This window comes from Pseudomonas sp. Pseusp9, assembly GCF_059491265.1.
Window position 1 is genome coordinate 1,926,236 of the sequence record NZ_CP168500.1, and the last position, 19,005, is coordinate 1,945,240.

Genomic DNA, 19,005 nt, shown 5'->3' on the forward strand with positions numbered 1-19,005 from the left:
AGCACATCACCCGTTCGGACTAGGCAGGGCTAACGATTCTGCCGCGTCCGGCCGGCGCCAAACTTCATGCTCAAAGGGGCGTTGCGCCACGCACGCCCCGCCAAACGAGCAGAAGGCGCCGCGATGGAGTTTGCATTCAGCGACGAACAGGAAATGATCCGCGCATCGGCCGAGGGCTTCCTCGCCGATGTCTCGGATTCTGCCGCCGTGCGCGCGGCAATGGTCAGCGAACGGGGTTTTGACGAAGCCCTCTGGCAGCGTCTGTGCCAGGAAATGTACTGGCCCGCCATTCATATCCCCGAAACCTTCGGTGGCCTTGGCCTGGGCTTTGTCGAACTGGCGATCTTGCTGGAACAGATGGGCCGGCGTTTGCTGTGCTCGCCGTTTTTTGCCACCGCCTGCATGGCCACGCCTGCGCTGTTGCTGGCCGCCAATGATCAACAGAAGCAGCGTTGGTTGCCGTCGATTGCCGACGGCAGCGTGACCGCGACCCTGGCGTTCAGCAGTGCCAATGGCTGGTCGGCCGATGATGTCCAGGCCACGGTGGTGGCGGAGGGCGACGGGTTCGTCCTCGACGGCACCCTCAAGCATGTACTCGACGGGCACGGTGCTGACCTTCTGATCATTGCTGCACGGCAACCCGGTTCGACCGGCGAGGCGGGCATCAGCCTGTTTGCCGTAAGCGCCGGGCGGGCCGGTATCGAGCGGCAAATGCTGCCGACCATGGACCAGACCCGGCGCCAGGCACGGATCCAGCTCAAGGGCCTGTACCTTGAAGCCGATGCGCTGCTGGGTGAGTTCGGCAACGGCTGGTCGCACCTTGAACGAGTGCTGCAACTGGCCTGCATCGGCCTGGCTGCCGAGCAGACCGGCGGCGCGCAACAGGTGCTCGATCTCAGCGTGGCCTACATGCAGGAACGCCAGCAGTTCGGTCGCCCGATTGCCAGCTTCCAGGCCCTCAAACACCGCGCCGCCGACATGATGCTGCAGGTCGAGTGCGCGCGTTCGGCCAGTTATTACGCCGCGTGCGTGGCCCAGGAAGTTCTCGATCCGCAGGGTGATCCGCAAGTCGCGGCAGAACTGCCGCTGGCGGCGGCGCTGGTCAAGGCGCAGTGCTCTGAAACCTATTTCACCTGCGCATCCGAGTCGATCCAGTTGCACGGCGGCGTCGGTTTCACTTGGGAATACGACCCGCACCTCTACTTCAAGCGCGCCCGCGCCAGCGAGAGCTTCCTCGGGTTGCCGGCCTGGCATCGCGAGCGGATCGCCACGGTCATTCTTGGGGAGCAGCCATGAAAATCAGTTTCAGCGAACAGGACGAACGCTTCCGCCGGGAAGTCGCCGACTGGATGAACGCCAACCTCTGCGGTGAGTTCGAGCCCCTGCGTTTTCGTGGCGGTCCGGGCGATGAGCACATGTTTCCCGAAGAGCGCAAAGCCTGGGAACGCAAACTCGCCGAGGGTGGCTGGACCTGTGTCGGCTGGGCGCCGGAGCATGGCGGGCGTGGCTTGTCGATCACCCGGCAAGTGATATTCCACGAAGAGTACGCCCGCGCCGGCGGTCCCGGTCGCATGGGGCATATCGGCGAAGGGCTGGCCGGGCCGACCATTGCCGCGTTCGGCACGGTCGAGCAGCAACAGCGCTTTTTGCCGGGGATCGTCAGCGGTACGTCTTTCTGGTGCCAGGGTTATTCCGAGCCGGGGGCCGGTTCCGATCTGGCCAACGTCAAGACCCGCGCGACCCTGGATGAAGCGAGCGGAAACTGGGTGATCAACGGGCAGAAAGTCTGGACGTCCCTGGCCCACGAATCGGATTGGTGTTTTGTCATCGCCCGCACCGAGCCTGGCAGTGTCGGCCATCGCGGTCTGTCGTTCCTGCTGGTGCCGATGGCCCAGGCACAGATCACCGTGCGGCCCATCGAGCAACTGACCGGCACCTCGGAATTCAACGAAGTGTTCTTCGACGATGCCCGCACCGATGCCGCCAACATCATCGGTGCGCCGGGTGACGGCTGGAAGATTGCCATGGCACTGCTCGGTTTCGAGCGGGGTGTCTCGACCCTCGGCCAGCAGATGCAGTTTCAGAACGAACTCAACGAAATCATCGCCATCGCCAAGGCCAACGGCGCAGACCGCGATCCGATCCTGCGCCAGCGCCTGGCCGAGGCCTGGAGCGGGCTGCGGATCATGCGCTACAACTCGCTGCGCATGCTCTCGGGCAGCCAGGACGGTTCGCTGCGCAAGGAGGCGACCATCTACAAGCTGTTCTGGTCGACCTGGCACGCCAGCCTCGGCAAGTTGGCGATGGACGTCCTCGGCGCCGAGGCGGAATTGCTCGAAGCCGCGCCTTACCAACTGACCCGTTTGCAGTCGCTGTACCTGTTCAGCCGTGCCGACACCCTCTACGGCGGCAGCAACGAAATCCAGCGCAACATCATCGCCGAGCGTGCCCTGGGCATGCCCAAAGAGCCGCGTCCGCGCGCCTGAAAGGAGAGAGTTCATGTCTGTACCTCAATATGTTGAAGGTCGCGGCCTGCTGCGCGGCAAGTCGGTGCTGATCACCGCGGCAGCGGGTGCCGGGATCGGTTTTTCCGCCGCTGTACGCGCTGCCGAGGAAGGTTGTCGCGCACTGATGATCAGCGATATCCATGAAGGCCGGTTGGCCGAGGCGGTGCTGAAAATCCGTGAAACCACCGGGTTGCAACAGGTCTTCGGCCAGGTCTGCAACGTCGCTGACGAAGACCAGGTGCAACAACTGATTGCCTGCGCCGAACGTGACCTGCAAGGCGTCGACGTGTTGATCAACAACGCCGGTCTCGGCGGCTCGCGCTTGCTGGTGGAGATGGGCGACGAGGAGTGGAACCGGGTGCTCGATGTGACGCTCACCGGCACCATGCGCATGACCCGCGCCATGCTGCCGAAAATGATCGGGCGGCGTGCCGGGGTCATCGTCAACAACGCGTCGGTACTCGGCTGGCGCGCGCAGAAAGAGCAATCGCACTACGCCGCCGCCAAGGCCGGCGTCATGGCGTTGACCCGCTGCGCAGCGGTCGAGGCGGCTGACTACGGCATCCGCATCAACGCGGTCAGCCCGAGCATTGCCCTGCACGACTTCCTGCGCAAATCCGCGCCTCAGGCCGTGCTCGATCAGCTCGCCGCCAATGAAGCGTTCGGCCGCGCCGCCGAAGTCTGGGAAGTGGCCAACGTGATGATGTTCCTGGCCAGCGACTACAGCTCCTACATGACCGGCGAAGTGTTGTCGGTGTCCAGCCAGAGGGCGTGAGCATGCCACGTATTTTCGACACGCCGATGGCCTTGTTCGACGCTGTGGGTGAAGCGCTCGGCGTCAGTGACTGGCTGCTGCTGGAACAGGACCGTATCGACCGGTTCGCCGACGCCACTGGTGATCATCAGTGGATTCACGTCGACCCGCTCAAGGCCGCCAGCGGCCCGTTTGGCGCCTGCATTGCCCATGGCTACCTGAGCCTGGCGCTGGTCAATCTGTTCTTGCCGCAGATCGTCGAAGTCCGTGGCCTGGCCATGGGCGTCAATTACGGCTGTGAGCGAGTGCGTTTCCCTTCGGTGGTGCGCGTCGGCTCGCGGGTGCGCGGCAGTGCGCAACTGATCGCCGTCGAGGAAGTGAAGGGCGGCGTACAGGCGACCATCCGCGTCAGCGTCGAGATCGACGGCGAGGATCGTCCCGGCTGCGTGGTCGACACCATCAGCCGCTATTACCCGGCGTAAACCGGCCAGCAGAATTTCGAGGAATTGAACATGAAAGAAGCCGTTATCGTTTCGACCGCCCGTACCCCGATCGGCAAAGCCTTTCGCGGTGCGTTCAATGACACCGAAGCGCCGCAACTGGGCGGCCACGTGGTACGCGAAGCCGTGCGCCGTGCCGGCATCGAGCCGGGCGAAGTGGACGATGTGATCATCGGCGCCGCGGCGCAGCAGGGTACGCAGTCCTATAACCTGGGACGCCTGTGCGCGATTGCCGGCGGCCTGCCGGCAACGGTTGCCGGGATGGCCGTCGAGCGCCAGTGCTCGTCCGGCCTGATGAGTATCGCCATGGCCGCCAAAGGCATCATGTGCGACGAAATCGACATCGCCGTGGCTGGTGGCCTGGAATCGATTTCCCTGGTGCAGAACAAGCACAAGAACCTGTATCGCAACCAAGCGGGTTCGGTGATCGAGCTGGACCCGCACGCCTACATCCCGATGATCGAAACCGCCGAGATCGTCTCGGCGCGCTATGGCATCTCCCGCGACGAGCAGGACGAATACAGCTACCAGAGCCAGCTGCGTACCGCACAGGCGCAGAGTGCCGGGCGCTTCGACCGCGAACTGGCGCCGCTGACCAGCCGCCAGATGATCGTCGACAGGGCCACGGGCGAAACCCGCCATGAATCCGTGACCTTGCTGCGCGACGAGTGCAACCGCGTCGACACCACCCTGCAAAGCCTGAAGGCGCTGGAGCCGGTGTGGCCGGGCGGTCAATGGAGCGACAAGGGCCGTTTCATCACTGCCGGTAACGCCTCGCAGTTGTCCGACGGTGCGTCGGCTTCGGTGTTGATGAGTGCCAAACTGGCCGAAAAACGCGGCCTGGAACCGCTGGGGATCTATCGCGGCATGGCCGTCGCCGGCTGCAATTCCGACGAGATGGGCATCGGCCCGATCTATGCCATTCCCAAGCTGCTCAAGCGTCAAGGCCTGACTATGGACCACATTGGTCTGTGGGAGTTGAACGAAGCGTTCGCCTGTCAGGTGCTGTACTGCCGCGACACCCTGGGTATTCCGGCCGAGCGCCTGAACGTCAATGGCGGGGCTATTTCCATCGGCCATCCATTCGGCATGTCCGGGGCGCGGATGGTTGGCCACGCGTTGGTCGAAGGCCAGCGTCGCGGTTTGCGTTATGTGGTGGTGAGCATGTGCATCGGTGGTGGCATGGGCGCGGCTGCCCTGTTCGAGGTGGTCTGAATGATCAGCGCAGAGCAGATCCAGGCGACTATGTCCCGCTACGTGGAGTTGGTGGATGCCGGTGATATCGATGGCATCCTCGCGCTCTACGCCGAAGACGCCAGCGTCGAAGACCCGGTTGGCCAGGCGCCATTGCAAGGCATCGACGCCATCGCGCGTTTTTACCGTGAAGGACTGGGGGCGATGAAGGTCTCGGCCACGCTGACCGGTCCGGTTCGAGCGACCCTCAATGGCTGCGGTGCGATGCCGTTCCGGGTCGACATGGAGTGGGGCGGGCAACCGTGCTCGCTGCATGTGATCGACGTGATGGAGTTCGATGCCGACGGCAAGATCAGCTCGATGAAAGCCTTCTGGAGTGAGGTCAACGTGACCCCGCGAGGTGCCGTGTGAACCTGGAGCAGCGGATCGCCCGCCTGGAAGCGCTGGAGGACATCCGCCAGCTCAAGCATCGCTACCTCAATGCCTGCGATCTCAAGCAGGTCGAGGTGATTGCCGACTGCTTTGCCGAAGGTGAAGTGCTGATCGATTACGGTCCTTTGGGGGTCTTTCGCGGGCGCGACAGTTTTGTCGCGCTGTACCGCGAACTGGCCTGCCACGATCGGGTGATCGACCTGCATCACGGCGCCAACCCGGAAATCCAGGTGCTAAGCGAAGATGAAGCCCAGGGCCGTTGGGCCCTGTGGTATTTCAACCTGGATGGCGAGAGCGGGGCGACGCGGCAGTTGGGTGGGTTCTATCAGGACCAATACCAGCGAATCGCCGGACAATGGAAGATCGTCACCACCCGTTTTACCGCTCACTCGCAAGTGACGCGTTCCTGAAGGCCGCTCGCTCCAGAGGTGGCCCCTGTAGGAGCGAGCCTGCTCGCGAAGGCGGCATGTCAGGCAACATTGATGTTGGATGTGCTGACAGCCATATCTGGATTCTGCGTGCGGCCGGTTTCGTAGTAGGCCTTGAGGTTCTCGGCTATCTGTTTCACCACCTTGTTGAAAGCCTTGGCCAGCAGCCCTTCAAACAGTCTGCCACCGCGCAGGCTGTAACTCATTTGCAGGGTGATGCGGGTCACGCCACCTTCGGCTTGCAGGGCATAACTGAAGCTCGCCTCACGAAACGGAAAGGGCGAGTCATTGCCGCCCTTGTGCAACCGCAGCACGAACCCCGTGCCTTCCTGCCACTGCACCACGCTTTCATCCAGATACTGACCGCCTTTGCGCAGCACCCGGCGACTGGCGCCGACGCCTTCCTGCGCGCCGGGGTGGAACTGACAACCGGTCAGTCCTGGCACATAGTGCGGCGCAAGACTCAGGTCGCGCAGTTTGGCCCACGCAGCTTGTTGCGTGAGATTCAGTACGACGCTGTGGCTGGCTACGGGCATGTCGAAAGTCCTCTTATGAATGGGATTGGGCCGCGTCGAGAAACGCCGGGCGTTCACCTGCGCCATGCACCGCGATATCCGCGCCGCTGACATAGCGGGCCAGCGTTGATGCCAGGTACAAACAGGCATCACCAATATCTTCAGGGTTTGCCAGGCGTTGCAGCGGAATGGTCGCCGCCACCCGGGCAATGCCCGCGTCGTCACCATAATGCATGGCCGCCTGCTCGGTGAGAATCAGCCCGGCGGTCACGGCGTTGACCCGCACCTTGGGCGCCCATTCCACTGCCAGCGAAGTGGTCAGGTTCAGCAGGCCGGCCTTGGCCGCGCCATAGGCAGCAGTACCGGGGGAAGGGCGGGTGGCGCTGACGCTGCAGATGTTGATGATCGCACCGCCGTCGGCCTGGGCCTGCATCACCTGATTGGCTTGTTGGCACAGGTTCAGTGGCGCGATCAGATTCAGGCGGATGATCGCTTCGCTGAAACGCGGCGAGGCCGTTGCGGCATCGGCATTCGGCGAGCCGCCGGCGTTGTTGACCAGCACATCGAGGCGGCCGAAGCGCTCGACGATCTGCGCGATCAGGCCTGCCGATTGCTCGACGTCGCGCAGGTCGCAAGCCACGAACAACGCCTCGCGCTCGCCGCTGGCAGGCAGGGTTGGCGGGGCTTCGCGACCGCAGATCACCACGTCGGCGCCGCACTCGAGGAAGCGCTGGCTGATGCCGCGCCCGACACCTTTGCCGCCGCCGGTGACCAGTACCACTTTGCCGCGAAAGTCCATCGGATCAAGCATGGGGGGGCCTCATTTTGTGGGTTGGTAATACGTTCGATGCTAGGTCTGCCGACCCCGTTGGCCAACGTCCAATGAGACTAGAGATTGCCTGTAGGAGCGAGCCTGCTCGCGATGAACCTGAGAACACCGCGGGGTATCAGGCATCCAGCGTCATCGTTGACCACCATCGCGAGCGAGCTCGCTCCTACAGTGCAGGCAGTGCAGGCGCGTAGTCCTGTCGGACGATGTTGATTGTCCGGGTGCTCGGAATAATCCGGCGACAACAACAGGCCGGGAGGACACCTTATGGGCGCTTCAGCGCAAGGGCACTTCGTTACGCTGCCGGATGGTTTGCAGCTGCACTACAAAGACACCGGCAGCGGCGAGCCGGTGATTTTCATTCACGGCAGCGGGCCGGGTGCCAGCGGTCACAGCAACTTCAAGCAGAACTACCCGGTGTTCGCCGAAGCCGGCTACCGGGTCATCGTCCCGGACCTGCCGGGCTACGGCGCTTCGGACAAACCCGACACCCTCTACACCCTGGACTTCTTCGTTGCCGCCCTGAGCGGGCTGCTCGACACCCTGGATATCCAGCGTTGCGTGCTGGTCGGTAACTCCCTGGGTGGCGCGATCGCGATCAAACTGGCCCTCGACCAACCGCAGCGCGTCAGTCGCCTGGTGCTGATGGCGCCCGGTGGCCTGATGGAAAAGGAGCAGTATTACCTGCAGATGGAAGGCATCCAGAAAATGGGTGCGGCCTTCGCCAAAGGTGAGCTGAACGATGCGGCGGGCATGCGTCGCCTGTTGGCCCTGCAATTGTTCGATGAAACCCTGATCAGCGACGAGACGGTCAACGAGCGGGTGGCTGTGGTGCAGCAGCAACCGGTGTGCGTGCTGTCGACCATGCAGGTGCCGAACATGACTGCGCGCCTGGGCGAGTTGCAGTGCCCGATCCTCGGTTTCTGGGGCATGAACGACAAGTTCTGCCCGTCCTCCGGTGCCCAGACCATGCTGGAAAACTGCTCCGGCATCCGTTTCGTGATGCTCAGCGAATGTGGGCATTGGGTCCAGGTCGAGCATCGTGACCTGTTCAACCGCCAGTGCCTGGCCTTTCTTCAGGAGGCCCGCCGATGAGCGTGCAATTGCGCCGTGAGTTCGGCGAAGAGCTTTATCAGGCGCTGCTCAGCGGCTCCACCCTGGCGCCGTTGACCGAGCGTTGGCCGGCGATCAGCATTGAGGATGCCTATCACATTTCCCTGTACGCCATTGAGCGTCGGGTGGCGGCCGGTGACCAGATCGTCGGCAAGAAAATCGGTGTGACCTCGGCCGCGGTCCAACAGATGCTCAACGTGCATCAGCCGGATTTCGGCTTCATCACGCGGCAGATGGCGTTCGATGACGACGCGCTGATTTCCCTGGCCGCCAACAAGCTGATCCAGCCCCGCGCCGAGGGCGAGATCGCCTTCAAGCTCAAACGTGATCTGGTCGGCCCGGGTATCACCGAGGCCGACGTGCTGGACGCCACCGAATACGTGATGCCGTGCTTCGAGATCGTCGACTCGCGGATTCACGAGTGGCGCATCCGCATCCAGGACACCGTGGCCGACAACGCCTCCTGCGGCGTGTTCGTGCTGGGCGACAGCAAGGTCGATCCACGTGAGCTGGACCTGCCCAACCTGCGCATGCGCGTGTTCAAGAATGGCCAGCCCCTGAGTGAAGGCCTGGGCTCGGCGGTGCAGGGCAATCCGCTGACCGCCGTGGCCTGGCTGGCCAACACCCTGGGCGCCTTCGGCATCCCGTTCAAGGCCGGGGAAATCATCCTGTCGGGCTCCCTGGTACCGCTGGAGCCGGCCCGTGCCGGCGACCGTTTTGAATTGACCATCGATGGCCTGGGCAGTGCCCGGGTGTCTTTCTGCGCCTGACTTTTGGAGTTTGACCCAATGAGCAAAAAACTCAGAGCGGCCATTATCGGCCCGGGCAATATCGGCACTGACCTGCTGATGAAAATGTGCCGGTCGGAGTGGATCGAGCCGGTATGGATGGTCGGCGTCGACCCTGAATCCGAAGGCCTCAAACGTGCCCGGGAAATGGGTATCAAGACCACCGCCGAGGGCGTCGACGGTTTGCTGCCGCACGTACTCGACGATGACATCCGCGTCGCCTTCGATGCCACTTCGGCCTACGTGCATGCGGAAAACAGCCGCAAGCTCAACGAACTCGGGGTGATCATGATCGACCTCACGCCGGCGGCCATCGGCCCGTACTGCGTGCCGCCGGTCAATCTCAAGGAGCACGCCTCGAGCCTTGCGATGAACGTCAACATGGTCACTTGCGGTGGCCAGGCGACCATCCCGATGGTGGCGGCGGTGTCGCGGGTGCAGCCGGTGAGCTACGGCGAAATCGTCGCCACGGTGTCCTCAGGTTCGGTGGGCCCGGGCACGCGGCAGAACATCGACGAATTCACCCGCACCACTGCCGGTGCGGTTGAGAAGATCGGCGGTGCCCGACGCGGCAAGGCGATCATCGTGATCAACCCGGCCGAGCCGCCGCTGATGATGCGCGACACCATCCACTGCCTGACCGATGACGAGCCGAACCAGGATGCAATCCGCACCTCGGTGCTGGAGATGGTCCGCGAAGTGCAGCGCTATGTGCCCGGCTACAAGCTGATCAACGGGCCGGTGTTCGACGGGCGCAAGGTGTCGATTTTCATCGAGGTCGAAGGCCTCGGCGATTTCCTGCCCAAGTCCGCCGGCAACCTCGACATCATGACCGCCGCCGGTTTGCGCACGGCCGAGATGTTCGCCGAAGAAGCCCACAAGGGCACCCTGCAACTGCCCGTCCGTTGAGTGGAGAATTGCCATGAATTTGCAAGGTAAGAGCGTGCGCCTGCACGACATGAGTCTGCGCGACGGCATGCATGCCAAACAGCATCAGATCAGTATCGAACAAATGGTCTCGGTGGCCACCGGCCTCGATACCGCGGGCGTGCCGCTGATCGAAATCACCCATGGCGATGGCCTGGGCGGTGCGTCGCTGAACTATGGTTTCCCCGCCCACAGCGACGAGGAGTATTTCGCCGCGGTGATCCCGCAGATGAAACAGGCCCGGGTCTCGGCCCTGTTGTTGCCGGGGATCGGTACCCTCGACCATCTGAAGATGGCCCATGAGCACGGCGTGTCGACCATTCGCGTGGCCACTCACTGCACCGAAGCGGATGTGTCCGGCCAGCACATCGGCATGTCGGCGAAGATGGGCCTGGACACCGTCGGTTTCCTGATGATGGCGCACATGGTCAGCCCGGAGAAACTGCTGGAGCAGGCGCGGTTGATGGAAAGCTACGGCGCCAATTGCATCTATTGCACCGACTCGGCCGGCTACATGCTGCCCGATGAAGTGACGCAAAAAATCGGTGCCCTGCGTGCCGGACTGAATGCCGGGACCGAAGTCGGCTTCCACGGCCATCACAACATGGGCATGGCCATCGCCAACTCCCTGGCGGCCATCGAGGCCGGTGCTGCGCGGATCGACGGATCGGTTGCAGGCCTTGGCGCCGGAGCGGGCAATACGCCGCTGGAAGTATTCGTCGCGGTGCTTGAGCGCATGGGCGTCAACAGTGGTGTGGACCTGTACAAGATCATGGACGTGGCCGAAGACCTGGTGGTGCCGATGATGGACCAGCCGATCCGCCTCGACCGCGATGCACTGACCCTGGGTTACGCCGGGGTCTACAGCTCGTTCCTGCTGTTCGCCAAACGTGCCGAACAGAAGTACGGCATCGCTGCTCGTGAACTGTTGGTGGAGCTGGGGCGACGTGGCACGGTGGGCGGTCAGGAAGACATGATCGAAGACCTGGCGCTGACGCTGTCGCGGGCCAGGGGCGTGTTGCCGACCTGATCCCGGAGAAACAAAAAAACCACCGATGATTCGGTGGTTTTTTTATGGCAGTTGCAAAGCGCGCTCAAGGCAGCAGATTGCGCACCACTGGCGGATAACAGTTGATGGCTGCGCTCGAACAGCTGAAGTAGGCCGTGGTCGGTCGGTAGGCTTCATTCTTGAACAGTTGGCACAGGCTGGTGGAAGTACCCGCACAGAGGATGATGAACAGAGCACAAGTAGATTTGCGCATGATGGGTCTCGACACGGTTTTATTGTTGTAGAGACAGGTTATGGCGGTAGCGCGAGGGTGACTTCGTCCGAATGGACTAGCTGATCGAATTGACGCTGCCTCGCCCCTTGTGGTGTTCCCGGGACCTGTACCTGGCCATGATCCCCTGTGGGAGCGAGCCTGCTCGCGAAGACGGCGTGTCAGGCGAAGCAGATGTTGGCTGTACCGGCCTCTTCGCGAGCAGGCTCGCTCCCACAGGTTTATCGGGTGTTCCCGGGACCTGTGCCTGGCCATGATCCCCTGTGGGAGCGAGCCTGCTCGCGAAGACGGCGTGTCAGGCGAAGCAGATGTTGGCTGTGCCGGCCTCTTCGCGAGCAGGCTCGCTCCCACAGGAGTGTGTTGTGTCAGTCGCGTTGGGCGAGGGCGCCTATTGCCATGAACAACGCGGCAATGGCCCGGGCTTCATGCAGTTCGCCGCGGGCCACCAGTTCAGGGATATGGGCCAGGGGCACTCGCAGGCATTCCAGGGGTTCGGGTTCGTCGCCTTGCAGTTGGCAGGGGCTCAGTTGTTCGGCCAGTACCACCTTGTAGCGATGGCACAGGTGACCTGGTGCCAGTGTCAGCTCGCCCAGTTCGGTCAGGCGTTCGGCACGCATGCCGACTTCTTCGCTCAGCTCGCGCTGCGCTGCCTGCAAATAGTCTTCGTCGGGCTCGGCGCCACCCTTGGGCAGGCCGAGTATGGTTTTTTCCACACCGACCGCGTATTCGCGCACCAGCAACACATGTTGCGGATCGGGCATCGCCACCAGCATCACCGAGCGATAACCGGTGCCGCGCAGGCGTTCGTAGACCCGTTGCTGGCCATTGCTGAATTGCAGGTGCAGGGCTTCGATCTGAAAGTGGCCGCTTTGCGCCAGCAGTTCAGTCTTGAGGATGGTTGGGCAGTTGCGCATGGGGCAGTCCCCTGTTTGGGATACAGACACTGTGCGCCGTACAACGCAGGCCGCCATCGTCCGAGCGGACGAGGCGGCAAGGGCCGCTAGCCGAGGGTCGCCACACTGCGCAGGATCAGGCGCACCAGCATGGTCTGGCGGGTCACGCCGGTCTTGGAGAAGGTCGAGCGCAAGTGCGCCCGCGAGGTGTTGCGGCTGATGCCCAGCTCTTCCGACGCTTCGTCGAGGGTCAGGCCGTTGGCTAGCAACATCGCCAGCTGGGTTTCCGCCGGGGTGAAGTCGAACAGCGCGCGAACGATTTCCTGTGGCGCAGTGGACTGTTGCTCCGGGTCGCTGATGAAAATCACCACGGTCGGGCACTGCTTGCCCTCGCTCCAGTCCGTCAAGGGCACCGAGCGCACGATGATCCCCAGGTCCGCTTTCCCGGACGGCCGCTGCACGCGCAGAGCCTCGACCACCGACGGGTTGCTGCTCTTTTGCGACAGCAGTGACTGCTTGACCAGTCGGCGGAACTCCTGGGTATCCCGGGCCGTGCCGACCTGCAGGCCATCGTTGACCAGTTTGATGCCGTCCTTTTCCTGGATCAGCCGGTCGGCGACCTGGTTGGTCTGCAGCACCTTGCCGGACTCGTCGAGGATGATCGTGCCGACCGCCATCTGGTTCACCGCGCCAGCGTACAGGTTGCGCTCGGCCTCGATACGGTTGAGCTGCATATGAATCTTGATCGAGCGCTCCAGGTGCGGAATGAAATGCGTGAGCATGGCCTTTTCTTCATTGCCGAAGGGCTTGTCGTCACGTCCGCGGCTGATGCGAATGCGGCACTGCGCACCATCGACCGTGTTGATGTCGGCACCGAGGATGTGGAACACGTCCACCGGCTCGAGGAAATTCTTGTAGAACTCGGAGTTCTGCCAGTCGTCGTTGGAGACGAACTCGGCGAGGGTCACGACCTGGCGGTTGGGCAGGTCGACAAACGGGTCGAGGCTGAAAAAGTGCTTGTTGTAGGACGCGGTCGCCTCGGTCGAGGTGCCGGTGGTGTTGACCATCAAGCCGTCCACGTGGGCGCTGGGCGGACGCAGGATGAAGGTCACATATTTGCTGTGCAGGTGCACGTTGAGTTGATTGAGAAAGGTGGCCCAGGGAATGTTTTCCAGCGGACCCTGATAGAGGTTGCCGATCAAATCACTGAACGTATCGAGACTGAGGCTCTGCTGCATGGGGAAAAACCGTTTTTATTATTAGCGTTGGCGGTGGCCGAGAATAAGCGCCGGTATCGGCTCCTTGCAACGCTCGGGCTCAGGGCCTGACCGGCGGCTGCCGCTCAGGCCCGGGGCGGGCGAAAAGCCGCTGGGTCAGACCCGTTCGCTGGCGCGCACGACAAACTTCTTGTGTTCGGCAACGTCCGCCGACAGCGCCTGGACATCGGTGTAGAACTGCTCGTACCAGCGGCGCAACTGATAGACCGGACCGTCGCCGTCACACAGCAGCGGATTGTCGACGCGGGTCTTGCTGTGCCAGATGGCCACGTCTTCGTAGAAGGCTGCCTGAGCCTGCGCCACGTAAGCCTTGGCCATCGCCTGGTTCTGCTCTTCGCTCAAGCCCGGGATCTTTTTCACCAGCACGCCGTAACGCAGGGTGAAACTGTCGAGATCGATCGGTACGTGGCAGTTGAGCAGGATCGAGTGGATCGGCTGACCGTTCATCGCGCCGTTCATCTCGGTGATCTGATAGGCCGGGCCGAAATAGGTGGCCTCGGTAGTCAACACGCTGTCGCCCGACAGGCGCTCACTGCGGGCGCGCATGATCTGGGTCGCCAGGTGGCCTTCGAAAACGTTGATGAACTCTTCGACCGGCGCTCCGTGCACGGTGCCGAAGTGCGCCATGTCGGCGATGTTGTCGATCAGTTCGCGGCAGTTGGTGCCAATCTGCAATTCGGCGACTTCCCAGGCTGCCCATTCGTCGCTGTAGCAGGCGTCGATGCGCGGAATGCGTTGTTCGGGCAGCGGCGGGTTGCCTTCGGGGTCATTCCAGACGAACAGCAGCTGGTTCTCTTCCATGATCGGCCAGCTTTTGATTTTGGCCCGTGGCGGAATGCGCTTGGCATAGGGGATGTCATCGCACACGCCATCGGCGCCCCAGCGCCAGGCGTGAAACGGACAGCGGATCGAGTTGCCTTCAACGCAACCGGTGCTCAGGTCGGCGCCCATGTGCGGGCAGTAGCCATCGAGGATATGCAACTCGCCGTCTTCACCCTGGAACGCCACCAGACGCGTGCCGAACACCTCCAGGCGATGGGCCTTGCCGTCGCGGTATTGCGCGGCCAGGCCCAGGCAATGCCAGCCGCGGGCGTAGCGGTCTTCCAGCAGTTTGGCTTCGATGCGGTGCAGGGTACTCATCTTGTTATTCTCCCAAGGGATCACGGGGTTGGCGCATGTAAGGGATTCTGCCGGCCCTGTAAAAGCGGGCATCGTCTGAATGGACGATGGCTGCTTTATGCAGGCCCGCTCTACTGGCGCCATTGGACCCATGGCAGGAGTTGGCGATGAGTGATGAACAAGGGCCGGTAGCGGTGATTACCGGTGCCGCGAGCGGTATTGGCCGAGGCCTGGCCGAACACGCGGCGACGCTGGGCATGCGCCTGGTGCTGGCGGATCGGGATGCAGCGGGCCTGCAAGCCCTGTGCGACGAATTGACGGCCGGCGGTGTGCAAGCAATTGCCTGCGCCACCGATGTCGGTGATGTGCAGCAGGTCGAGCGCTTGCGAGACCTTGCTGTCGAGCATTTTGGCGGGGTCGACCTGCTGTTCAACAACGCCGGCGTGATGCAGACCGGCTTCAGCTGGGAAATCACCGAGGCGCAATGGCAGCGCATGCTGAACGTCAACCTCAACGGCGTGATCAACGGCATTCGCAGCTTTGTGCCGCTGTTGCTCAGTCAGGGCCGTGCCGCCCATGTGATCAACACCGCGTCCCTTGCCGGGCTGGTCAGCAGTCCGTTGATGGCGCCGTACAACGTGACCAAGCAGGCCGTGGTCGCGCTCTCGGAAACCCTGCATTACGAACTCGCCATGCTCGGTGCGCCAGTGTCGGTTTCGGTGCTGTGCCCGGGGCCGGTAGCCAGTGAAATCATGGCGTCGAACCAGGTGGTGGACACCGCCGGATCCGACTTCAGTCAACTGCTCGACAGCACCATTCGCCAGGGCATGACCCCGGCTGAACTGGCCGCGCAAGTGTTCGCCGCCGTCGCGCAAAAACGTTTCTGGATTCTGCCCCACAAGGGTTTCAAGGCGGCCCTTGAGCGCCGGGTGAAAAGCATCCTGGGCGAGACCAATCCGCAGTTTCAAATGGCCGATGTAGAGGACGATGCCCATGCCGCTCGATAAGCAGATCGCTGGCGTACTCCAGCAGTTTCGCGACATCCCGGAACCCGATTTCAGCCAGGTCGATGCCGTTCAGTACCGACAGTTCTCCGACAACCTGCTGCCGGTCATCCCTGGTGACCCGATGAGTGAGGTGCGCGACCTGCGGGTGGCCGGCGCGGAGGGTGAGCTGGATGCCCGGCTGTATCGGCCTACGGATGAGCACAACCTGCCGTTGCTGGTGTTTTTCCATGGTGGCGGTTTTGTCATGGGCAATCTTGATACCCACGACAATCTCTGCCGCTCACTGGCCCGCCAGACCGAAGCAGTGGTGGTGTCTGTCGCCTATCGACTGGCGCCGGAACACAAGTTTCCGGCAGCACCGCTCGATTGTTATGCGGCGACTTGCTGGTTGGTCGAACAGGCGGCCGAGCTTGGTTTTGATGGCAGCCGTCTGGCCGTGGCCGGCGACAGTGCCGGGGGCAACCTGGCGCTGGCGGTCAGTCAGTTGGCGGCGCAACGCAAGGGGCCGAAGGTCAGTTATCAGTGCCTGTTCTACCCGGTCACCGATGCGGGTTGCGACAGTCAGTCCTTCGAGGAATTTGCCGAAAGTTATCTGTTGTCGGCGAAGGCGATGCGCTGGTTCTGGGAGCAGTACCTGCAAGCCCCGGCGCAGGCCGATGACCCACTGGCTTCGCCGTTGCGTGCCGAGAACCTGGCAGGCTTGCCACCGACCACGTTGATCACTGCCGGGTTCGACCCGTTGCGGGACGAGGGCGAGGCGTTGGCCGAGTGCCTGCGCGAGGCTGAAGTTGCGGTGCGAGTGCAGCGCTGCGAAGGCATGATCCACGGTTTCATCAGCATGGCGCCGTTTGTCGAAGCCGCCGCGCAAGCGTTGTCAGACGCCTGCGTCGATCTGCGTGGAGCCCTCAAATGAACGGCCTGACGTTCCATACCGTGCCGCAACTGATCGAGGCCATCGGCGCGGGTCAGATGGTGGTGATCACCGACGACGAAAACAACGGCGAAGGCTCCTTGCTGATGGCCGCCGAACAGGCCGGCGCCGAGGCTGTCACCTTCATGGCAGTGCAGGCGCGCGGGTTGATTTGTCTGGCTCTGACCGAACAGCGCTGCCGTGCGCTGGGCCTGGACCTGATGGTGCCCAACTCCCGGGCGCAACATGGCGTGGGATTTACCCGCTCCATCGAAGCCGCCACCGGGGTGTCCACCGGTATCTCGGCGGCGGACCGGGCGCGCTCGATCCAGGTGGCGGTCGACCCGGCCAGCGGCCCGGCGGACCTGGTGCAACCGGGGCATATCTTCCCCGTACAGGCATTACCCGGTGGCGTGATGCAGCGGGCCGGGCATGTCGAGGCCGCCTGCGACCTGACGCGTCTGGCGGGCCTGCAACCGGCAGCAACCCTGGTGGGGATTCTCAACGAGGATGGCGAACTGGCCCGTGGTGCCGAGTTGCACGAGTTCGCCCAGCGGCATGGCTTGCGGATCGGCACCATCGCCGACCTGATTCACTACCGCATCCTGCATGAAGGCACGATCGAGCGCGGTGGCGAATACCCGTTGCATACCCGCCACGGCGAATTCCAGGTGACGACCTATCAGGACACCTACCAGGGCTCGTTGCACCTGGCGCTGGTCAAGGGCCGGATCGACAGCACCCAGCCAGTGCTGGTGCGGGTGCAAAGCATCGAGACGTTGCGTGATGTGCTGGGGTGTGAAAGCGAGAGCGGGGCGCAACAGTGGACCCTCGAGCGTTCGCTGGCGAGCATCGCAGCCGCCGATTGCGGCGTACTGGTGTTGCTGGCACAGAAGGAAACCGCTGACGGCGTGCTCGAACAATTGCGCCAACGCAGCGGCGGCAAACTGCGTACACCGCAATTTCCGCAGAGGACCCTGGGCATCGGCGCGCAGATACTGCGCGACCAGAACGTGCGCAAAATGCGCCTGATGAGCTCACCGGTTCCCTACAAGGCGGTGTCCGGATTCGATCTGGAAGTCACCGAGTTTGTGCCGTTCCAACCGGCAATCTGACTTCAATCAATGACCCAGTGGGAGCGAGCCTGCTCGCGAAGGCGGTTTAGCAGCCGACATCAATGTCGAATGTACCGGCCTCTTCGCGAGCGGGCTCGCTCCCACAGTGGTTTTGAGGTGGTCACAGATTTTGTGTACACCCACTGGCCCAGTGGGAGCGAGCCTGCTCGCGAAGGCGGTTTAGCAGCCGACATCAATGTCGAATGTACCGGCCTCTTCGCGAGCAGGCTCGCTCCCACAGTGGTTTTGAGGTGGTCACAGATTTTGTGTACACCCACTGGCCCAGTGGGAGCGAGCCTGCTCGCGAAGGCGGTTTAGCAGCCGACATCAATGTCGAATGTACCGGCCTCTTCGCGAGCAGGCTCGCTCCTACAGTAATTTTCGGTTGCCTGTAGAATTTGCGTACGCCCACAGGTTTTGTGCGGTGTCAGGGTTTGATACCCCGCAACATCATCTTCGCCTGATCCTGCACCGCCTCCGATGCGGTCATGTTGCCGTCGATCACGGTGATCACCGCGTGGCCTTGCCACAGTTGATAGGCATCGGCCTTTTGCTGGATGGCGGTCGGTGTCGACGGGGCAGCGAGATTGACATGGACCACGCCGTCGGCGCCGCGCTGTGAGGTGAAGTTCACCCGATCCCAATTGCCGATCGGGGCAAAGCTTACGCCTTTGACTTCGCCTGGCGGCAGCGGCGGGTAGTTGAGGTTCAAGCCGTTCACCCCCGGCAGGCCCAGTACGTTCAGCTCGCACGAGTGTTGGTTTTTGGCGCAAGCCTGTCTGGCTTCTGCCCCGGCCAGGCTCGCCTGTTCAATGACCTTCACCGCAAACCGCGCCGTATCGTCCATGGCACCAAGGGTCTTGCGGTAACCGGCCTGCTGGTCGCGGATGATCAGGTCCATGTCGATACCCGTCGACACCGCCACCGCCGGAATACCCTTGAACATTGCGCGCACCGCAGCGTTCAGGGTGCCGGATATCTGCGTCAGCGGGCCGACGTTTTCACCAAAGTTGCTGCCCGACACCACCAGGTCTGGCGGTGAATCCTTGAGGATCACATCAAGTCCGACATTGACCGCATCCACCGGCGTACCAATGGCAGAGGTCTTGCCGGCAGGCGGGGTGTAGCCCTGCGGCGGCCCGACGCAAAATTTGCCCGGCGCCAGTTCGATCACCGCCAGGGCCTGGCCCGGCACGACCACGCTGGCGGCACCGATGCCGCTGCTGTCGTTCAATGGTCCGACCAGGGTGACCTTGTGCCCGGCTGCGGTCAGGGCGCGGTACATCGCATCGATGCCCGGCGCGCGGCAGCCATCGTCGTTGGTCAGCAGGATGTTCAGGGCGTTGGCTTGCATCGACAGGCCAACGCTGGCCATGGCGATGATGCCGGTGAGGAGTTTGTTCATGGGCAGTCTTCC

Annotated in this window: 21 protein-coding genes; 14 read left to right on the forward strand and 7 right to left on the reverse strand. The window is 62.9% G+C overall.

Annotated features, from left to right (window positions below; all coding sequences use genetic code 11):
* Nucleotides 1-123 precede the first annotated feature (123 nt).
* Genes ACEN8E_RS08760 through ACEN8E_RS08790 form a run of 7 tightly spaced genes read left to right on the forward strand, consistent with a single transcriptional unit; the run spans nucleotide 124 to nucleotide 5,797 of the window.
* Entirely contained in the window at nucleotides 124-1,296 is a 1,173-nt protein-coding gene (locus ACEN8E_RS08760; RefSeq protein ID WP_495592262.1) for an acyl-CoA dehydrogenase family protein, read from the forward strand.
* Nucleotides 1,293-2,486 carry an acyl-CoA dehydrogenase family protein gene (locus ACEN8E_RS08765; RefSeq protein ID WP_495592263.1) on the forward strand — a complete coding sequence of 398 codons (1,194 nt, stop codon included), beginning with the start codon at nucleotides 1,293-1,295 and terminating at the stop codon, nucleotides 2,484-2,486. The genes ACEN8E_RS08760 and ACEN8E_RS08765 overlap by 4 nt, the downstream gene beginning before the upstream one ends.
* Nucleotides 2,487-2,499: 13 nt before the next feature.
* The gene (locus tag ACEN8E_RS08770; protein WP_495592264.1) at nucleotides 2,500-3,282 is read left to right on the forward strand and encodes an SDR family oxidoreductase; all 783 of its coding nucleotides are present in this window, start codon (nucleotides 2,500-2,502) and stop codon (nucleotides 3,280-3,282) included.
* Between the two features lie 2 nt (nucleotides 3,283-3,284).
* Nucleotides 3,285-3,743, forward strand: a complete 459-nt coding sequence (locus ACEN8E_RS08775) for a MaoC family dehydratase (protein ID WP_495592265.1) — start codon at nucleotides 3,285-3,287, stop codon at nucleotides 3,741-3,743.
* Nucleotides 3,744-3,773: 30 nt separating this feature from the next.
* The gene (locus ACEN8E_RS08780; protein WP_495592266.1) at nucleotides 3,774-4,976 is read left to right on the forward strand and encodes an acetyl-CoA C-acyltransferase; all 1,203 of its coding nucleotides are present in this window, start codon (nucleotides 3,774-3,776) and stop codon (nucleotides 4,974-4,976) included.
* Entirely contained in the window at nucleotides 4,977-5,366 is a 390-nt protein-coding gene (locus ACEN8E_RS08785) for a steroid Delta-isomerase (protein WP_495592267.1), read from the forward strand.
* On the forward strand, nucleotides 5,363-5,797 hold the full coding sequence (locus ACEN8E_RS08790) for a nuclear transport factor 2 family protein (protein ID WP_495592268.1): 435 nt from the start codon (nucleotides 5,363-5,365) through the stop codon (nucleotides 5,795-5,797). Before ACEN8E_RS08785 ends, ACEN8E_RS08790 begins: the two co-directional genes overlap by 4 nt.
* Nucleotides 5,798-5,856: 59 nt before the next feature.
* On the opposite strand, the gene ACEN8E_RS08795 is transcribed toward ACEN8E_RS08790, so the two are convergent.
* The gene (locus ACEN8E_RS08795; RefSeq protein ID WP_495592269.1) at nucleotides 5,857-6,351 is read right to left on the reverse strand and encodes an SRPBCC family protein; all 495 of its coding nucleotides are present in this window, start codon (nucleotides 6,349-6,351) and stop codon (nucleotides 5,857-5,859) included.
* Nucleotides 6,352-6,364: 13 nt separating this feature from the next.
* Entirely contained in the window at nucleotides 6,365-7,141 is a 777-nt protein-coding gene (locus ACEN8E_RS08800; protein WP_495592270.1) for an SDR family oxidoreductase, read from the reverse strand.
* A 285-nt stretch (nucleotides 7,142-7,426) separates the two neighbouring features.
* Between ACEN8E_RS08800 and ACEN8E_RS08805 the strand changes: the two genes are divergently transcribed.
* The 4 genes from ACEN8E_RS08805 to dmpG are packed head-to-tail and all read left to right on the forward strand — an operon-like array spanning nucleotide 7,427 to nucleotide 11,017.
* Entirely contained in the window at nucleotides 7,427-8,254 is an 828-nt protein-coding gene (locus ACEN8E_RS08805) for an alpha/beta fold hydrolase (RefSeq protein ID WP_495592271.1), read from the forward strand.
* Entirely contained in the window at nucleotides 8,251-9,042 is a 792-nt protein-coding gene (locus ACEN8E_RS08810) for a fumarylacetoacetate hydrolase family protein (protein WP_495592272.1), read from the forward strand. The genes ACEN8E_RS08805 and ACEN8E_RS08810 overlap by 4 nt, the downstream gene beginning before the upstream one ends.
* Before the next feature lie 18 nt (nucleotides 9,043-9,060).
* On the forward strand, nucleotides 9,061-9,969 hold the full coding sequence (locus ACEN8E_RS08815) for an acetaldehyde dehydrogenase (acetylating) (RefSeq protein WP_495592273.1): 909 nt from the start codon (nucleotides 9,061-9,063) through the stop codon (nucleotides 9,967-9,969).
* A gap of 13 nt (nucleotides 9,970-9,982) precedes the next feature.
* On the forward strand, nucleotides 9,983-11,017 hold the full coding sequence (gene dmpG / locus ACEN8E_RS08820) for a 4-hydroxy-2-oxovalerate aldolase (protein WP_495592274.1): 1,035 nt from the start codon (nucleotides 9,983-9,985) through the stop codon (nucleotides 11,015-11,017).
* 64 nt (nucleotides 11,018-11,081) lie between these two features.
* Here dmpG and ACEN8E_RS08825 read toward each other — a convergent pair whose 3' ends face one another.
* From ACEN8E_RS08825 to ACEN8E_RS08840, 4 genes are all read right to left on the reverse strand, one after another.
* Entirely contained in the window at nucleotides 11,082-11,249 is a 168-nt protein-coding gene (locus ACEN8E_RS08825; protein ID WP_429372840.1) for a hypothetical protein, read from the reverse strand.
* Between the two features lie 383 nt (nucleotides 11,250-11,632).
* Complete coding sequence (gene nudE / locus ACEN8E_RS08830) at nucleotides 11,633-12,181, reverse strand: ADP compounds hydrolase NudE (protein ID WP_429372842.1); 549 nt, start codon at nucleotides 12,179-12,181, stop codon at nucleotides 11,633-11,635.
* 86 nt (nucleotides 12,182-12,267) lie between these two features.
* The gene (locus ACEN8E_RS08835) at nucleotides 12,268-13,398 is read right to left on the reverse strand and encodes a helix-turn-helix transcriptional regulator (protein WP_495592275.1); all 1,131 of its coding nucleotides are present in this window, start codon (nucleotides 13,396-13,398) and stop codon (nucleotides 12,268-12,270) included.
* 135 nt (nucleotides 13,399-13,533) lie between these two features.
* Nucleotides 13,534-14,577: a 3-ketosteroid-9-alpha-monooxygenase, oxygenase component gene (locus ACEN8E_RS08840; protein WP_429372844.1), complete on the reverse strand. Its 1,044-nt coding sequence runs from the start codon at nucleotides 14,575-14,577 to the stop codon at nucleotides 13,534-13,536.
* Between the two features lie 146 nt (nucleotides 14,578-14,723).
* On the opposite strand from ACEN8E_RS08840, the gene ACEN8E_RS08845 reads away from it, so the two are divergent.
* From ACEN8E_RS08845 to ACEN8E_RS08855, 3 genes are read left to right on the forward strand one after another with little or no spacing between them, the layout of a single operon-like run.
* Entirely contained in the window at nucleotides 14,724-15,563 is an 840-nt protein-coding gene (locus tag ACEN8E_RS08845) for an SDR family NAD(P)-dependent oxidoreductase (RefSeq protein ID WP_495592276.1), read from the forward strand.
* Nucleotides 15,550-16,476: a LipP1 family hormone-sensitive lipase gene (gene lipP1 / locus ACEN8E_RS08850; protein WP_495592277.1), complete on the forward strand. Its 927-nt coding sequence runs from the start codon at nucleotides 15,550-15,552 to the stop codon at nucleotides 16,474-16,476. The genes ACEN8E_RS08845 and lipP1 overlap by 14 nt, the downstream gene beginning before the upstream one ends.
* Entirely contained in the window at nucleotides 16,473-17,588 is a 1,116-nt protein-coding gene (locus ACEN8E_RS08855) for a 3,4-dihydroxy-2-butanone-4-phosphate synthase (RefSeq protein ID WP_495592278.1), read from the forward strand. Before lipP1 ends, ACEN8E_RS08855 begins: the two co-directional genes overlap by 4 nt.
* 427 nt (nucleotides 17,589-18,015) lie before the next feature.
* Here the strand turns inward: ACEN8E_RS08855 and surE are convergent, their stop codons facing one another.
* A complete protein-coding gene (gene surE, locus ACEN8E_RS08860; RefSeq protein WP_495592279.1) occupies nucleotides 18,016-18,993 on the reverse strand; it encodes a 5'/3'-nucleotidase SurE in 978 nt (325 codons plus the stop codon).
* Between the last annotated feature and the right edge of the window lie 12 nt (nucleotides 18,994-19,005).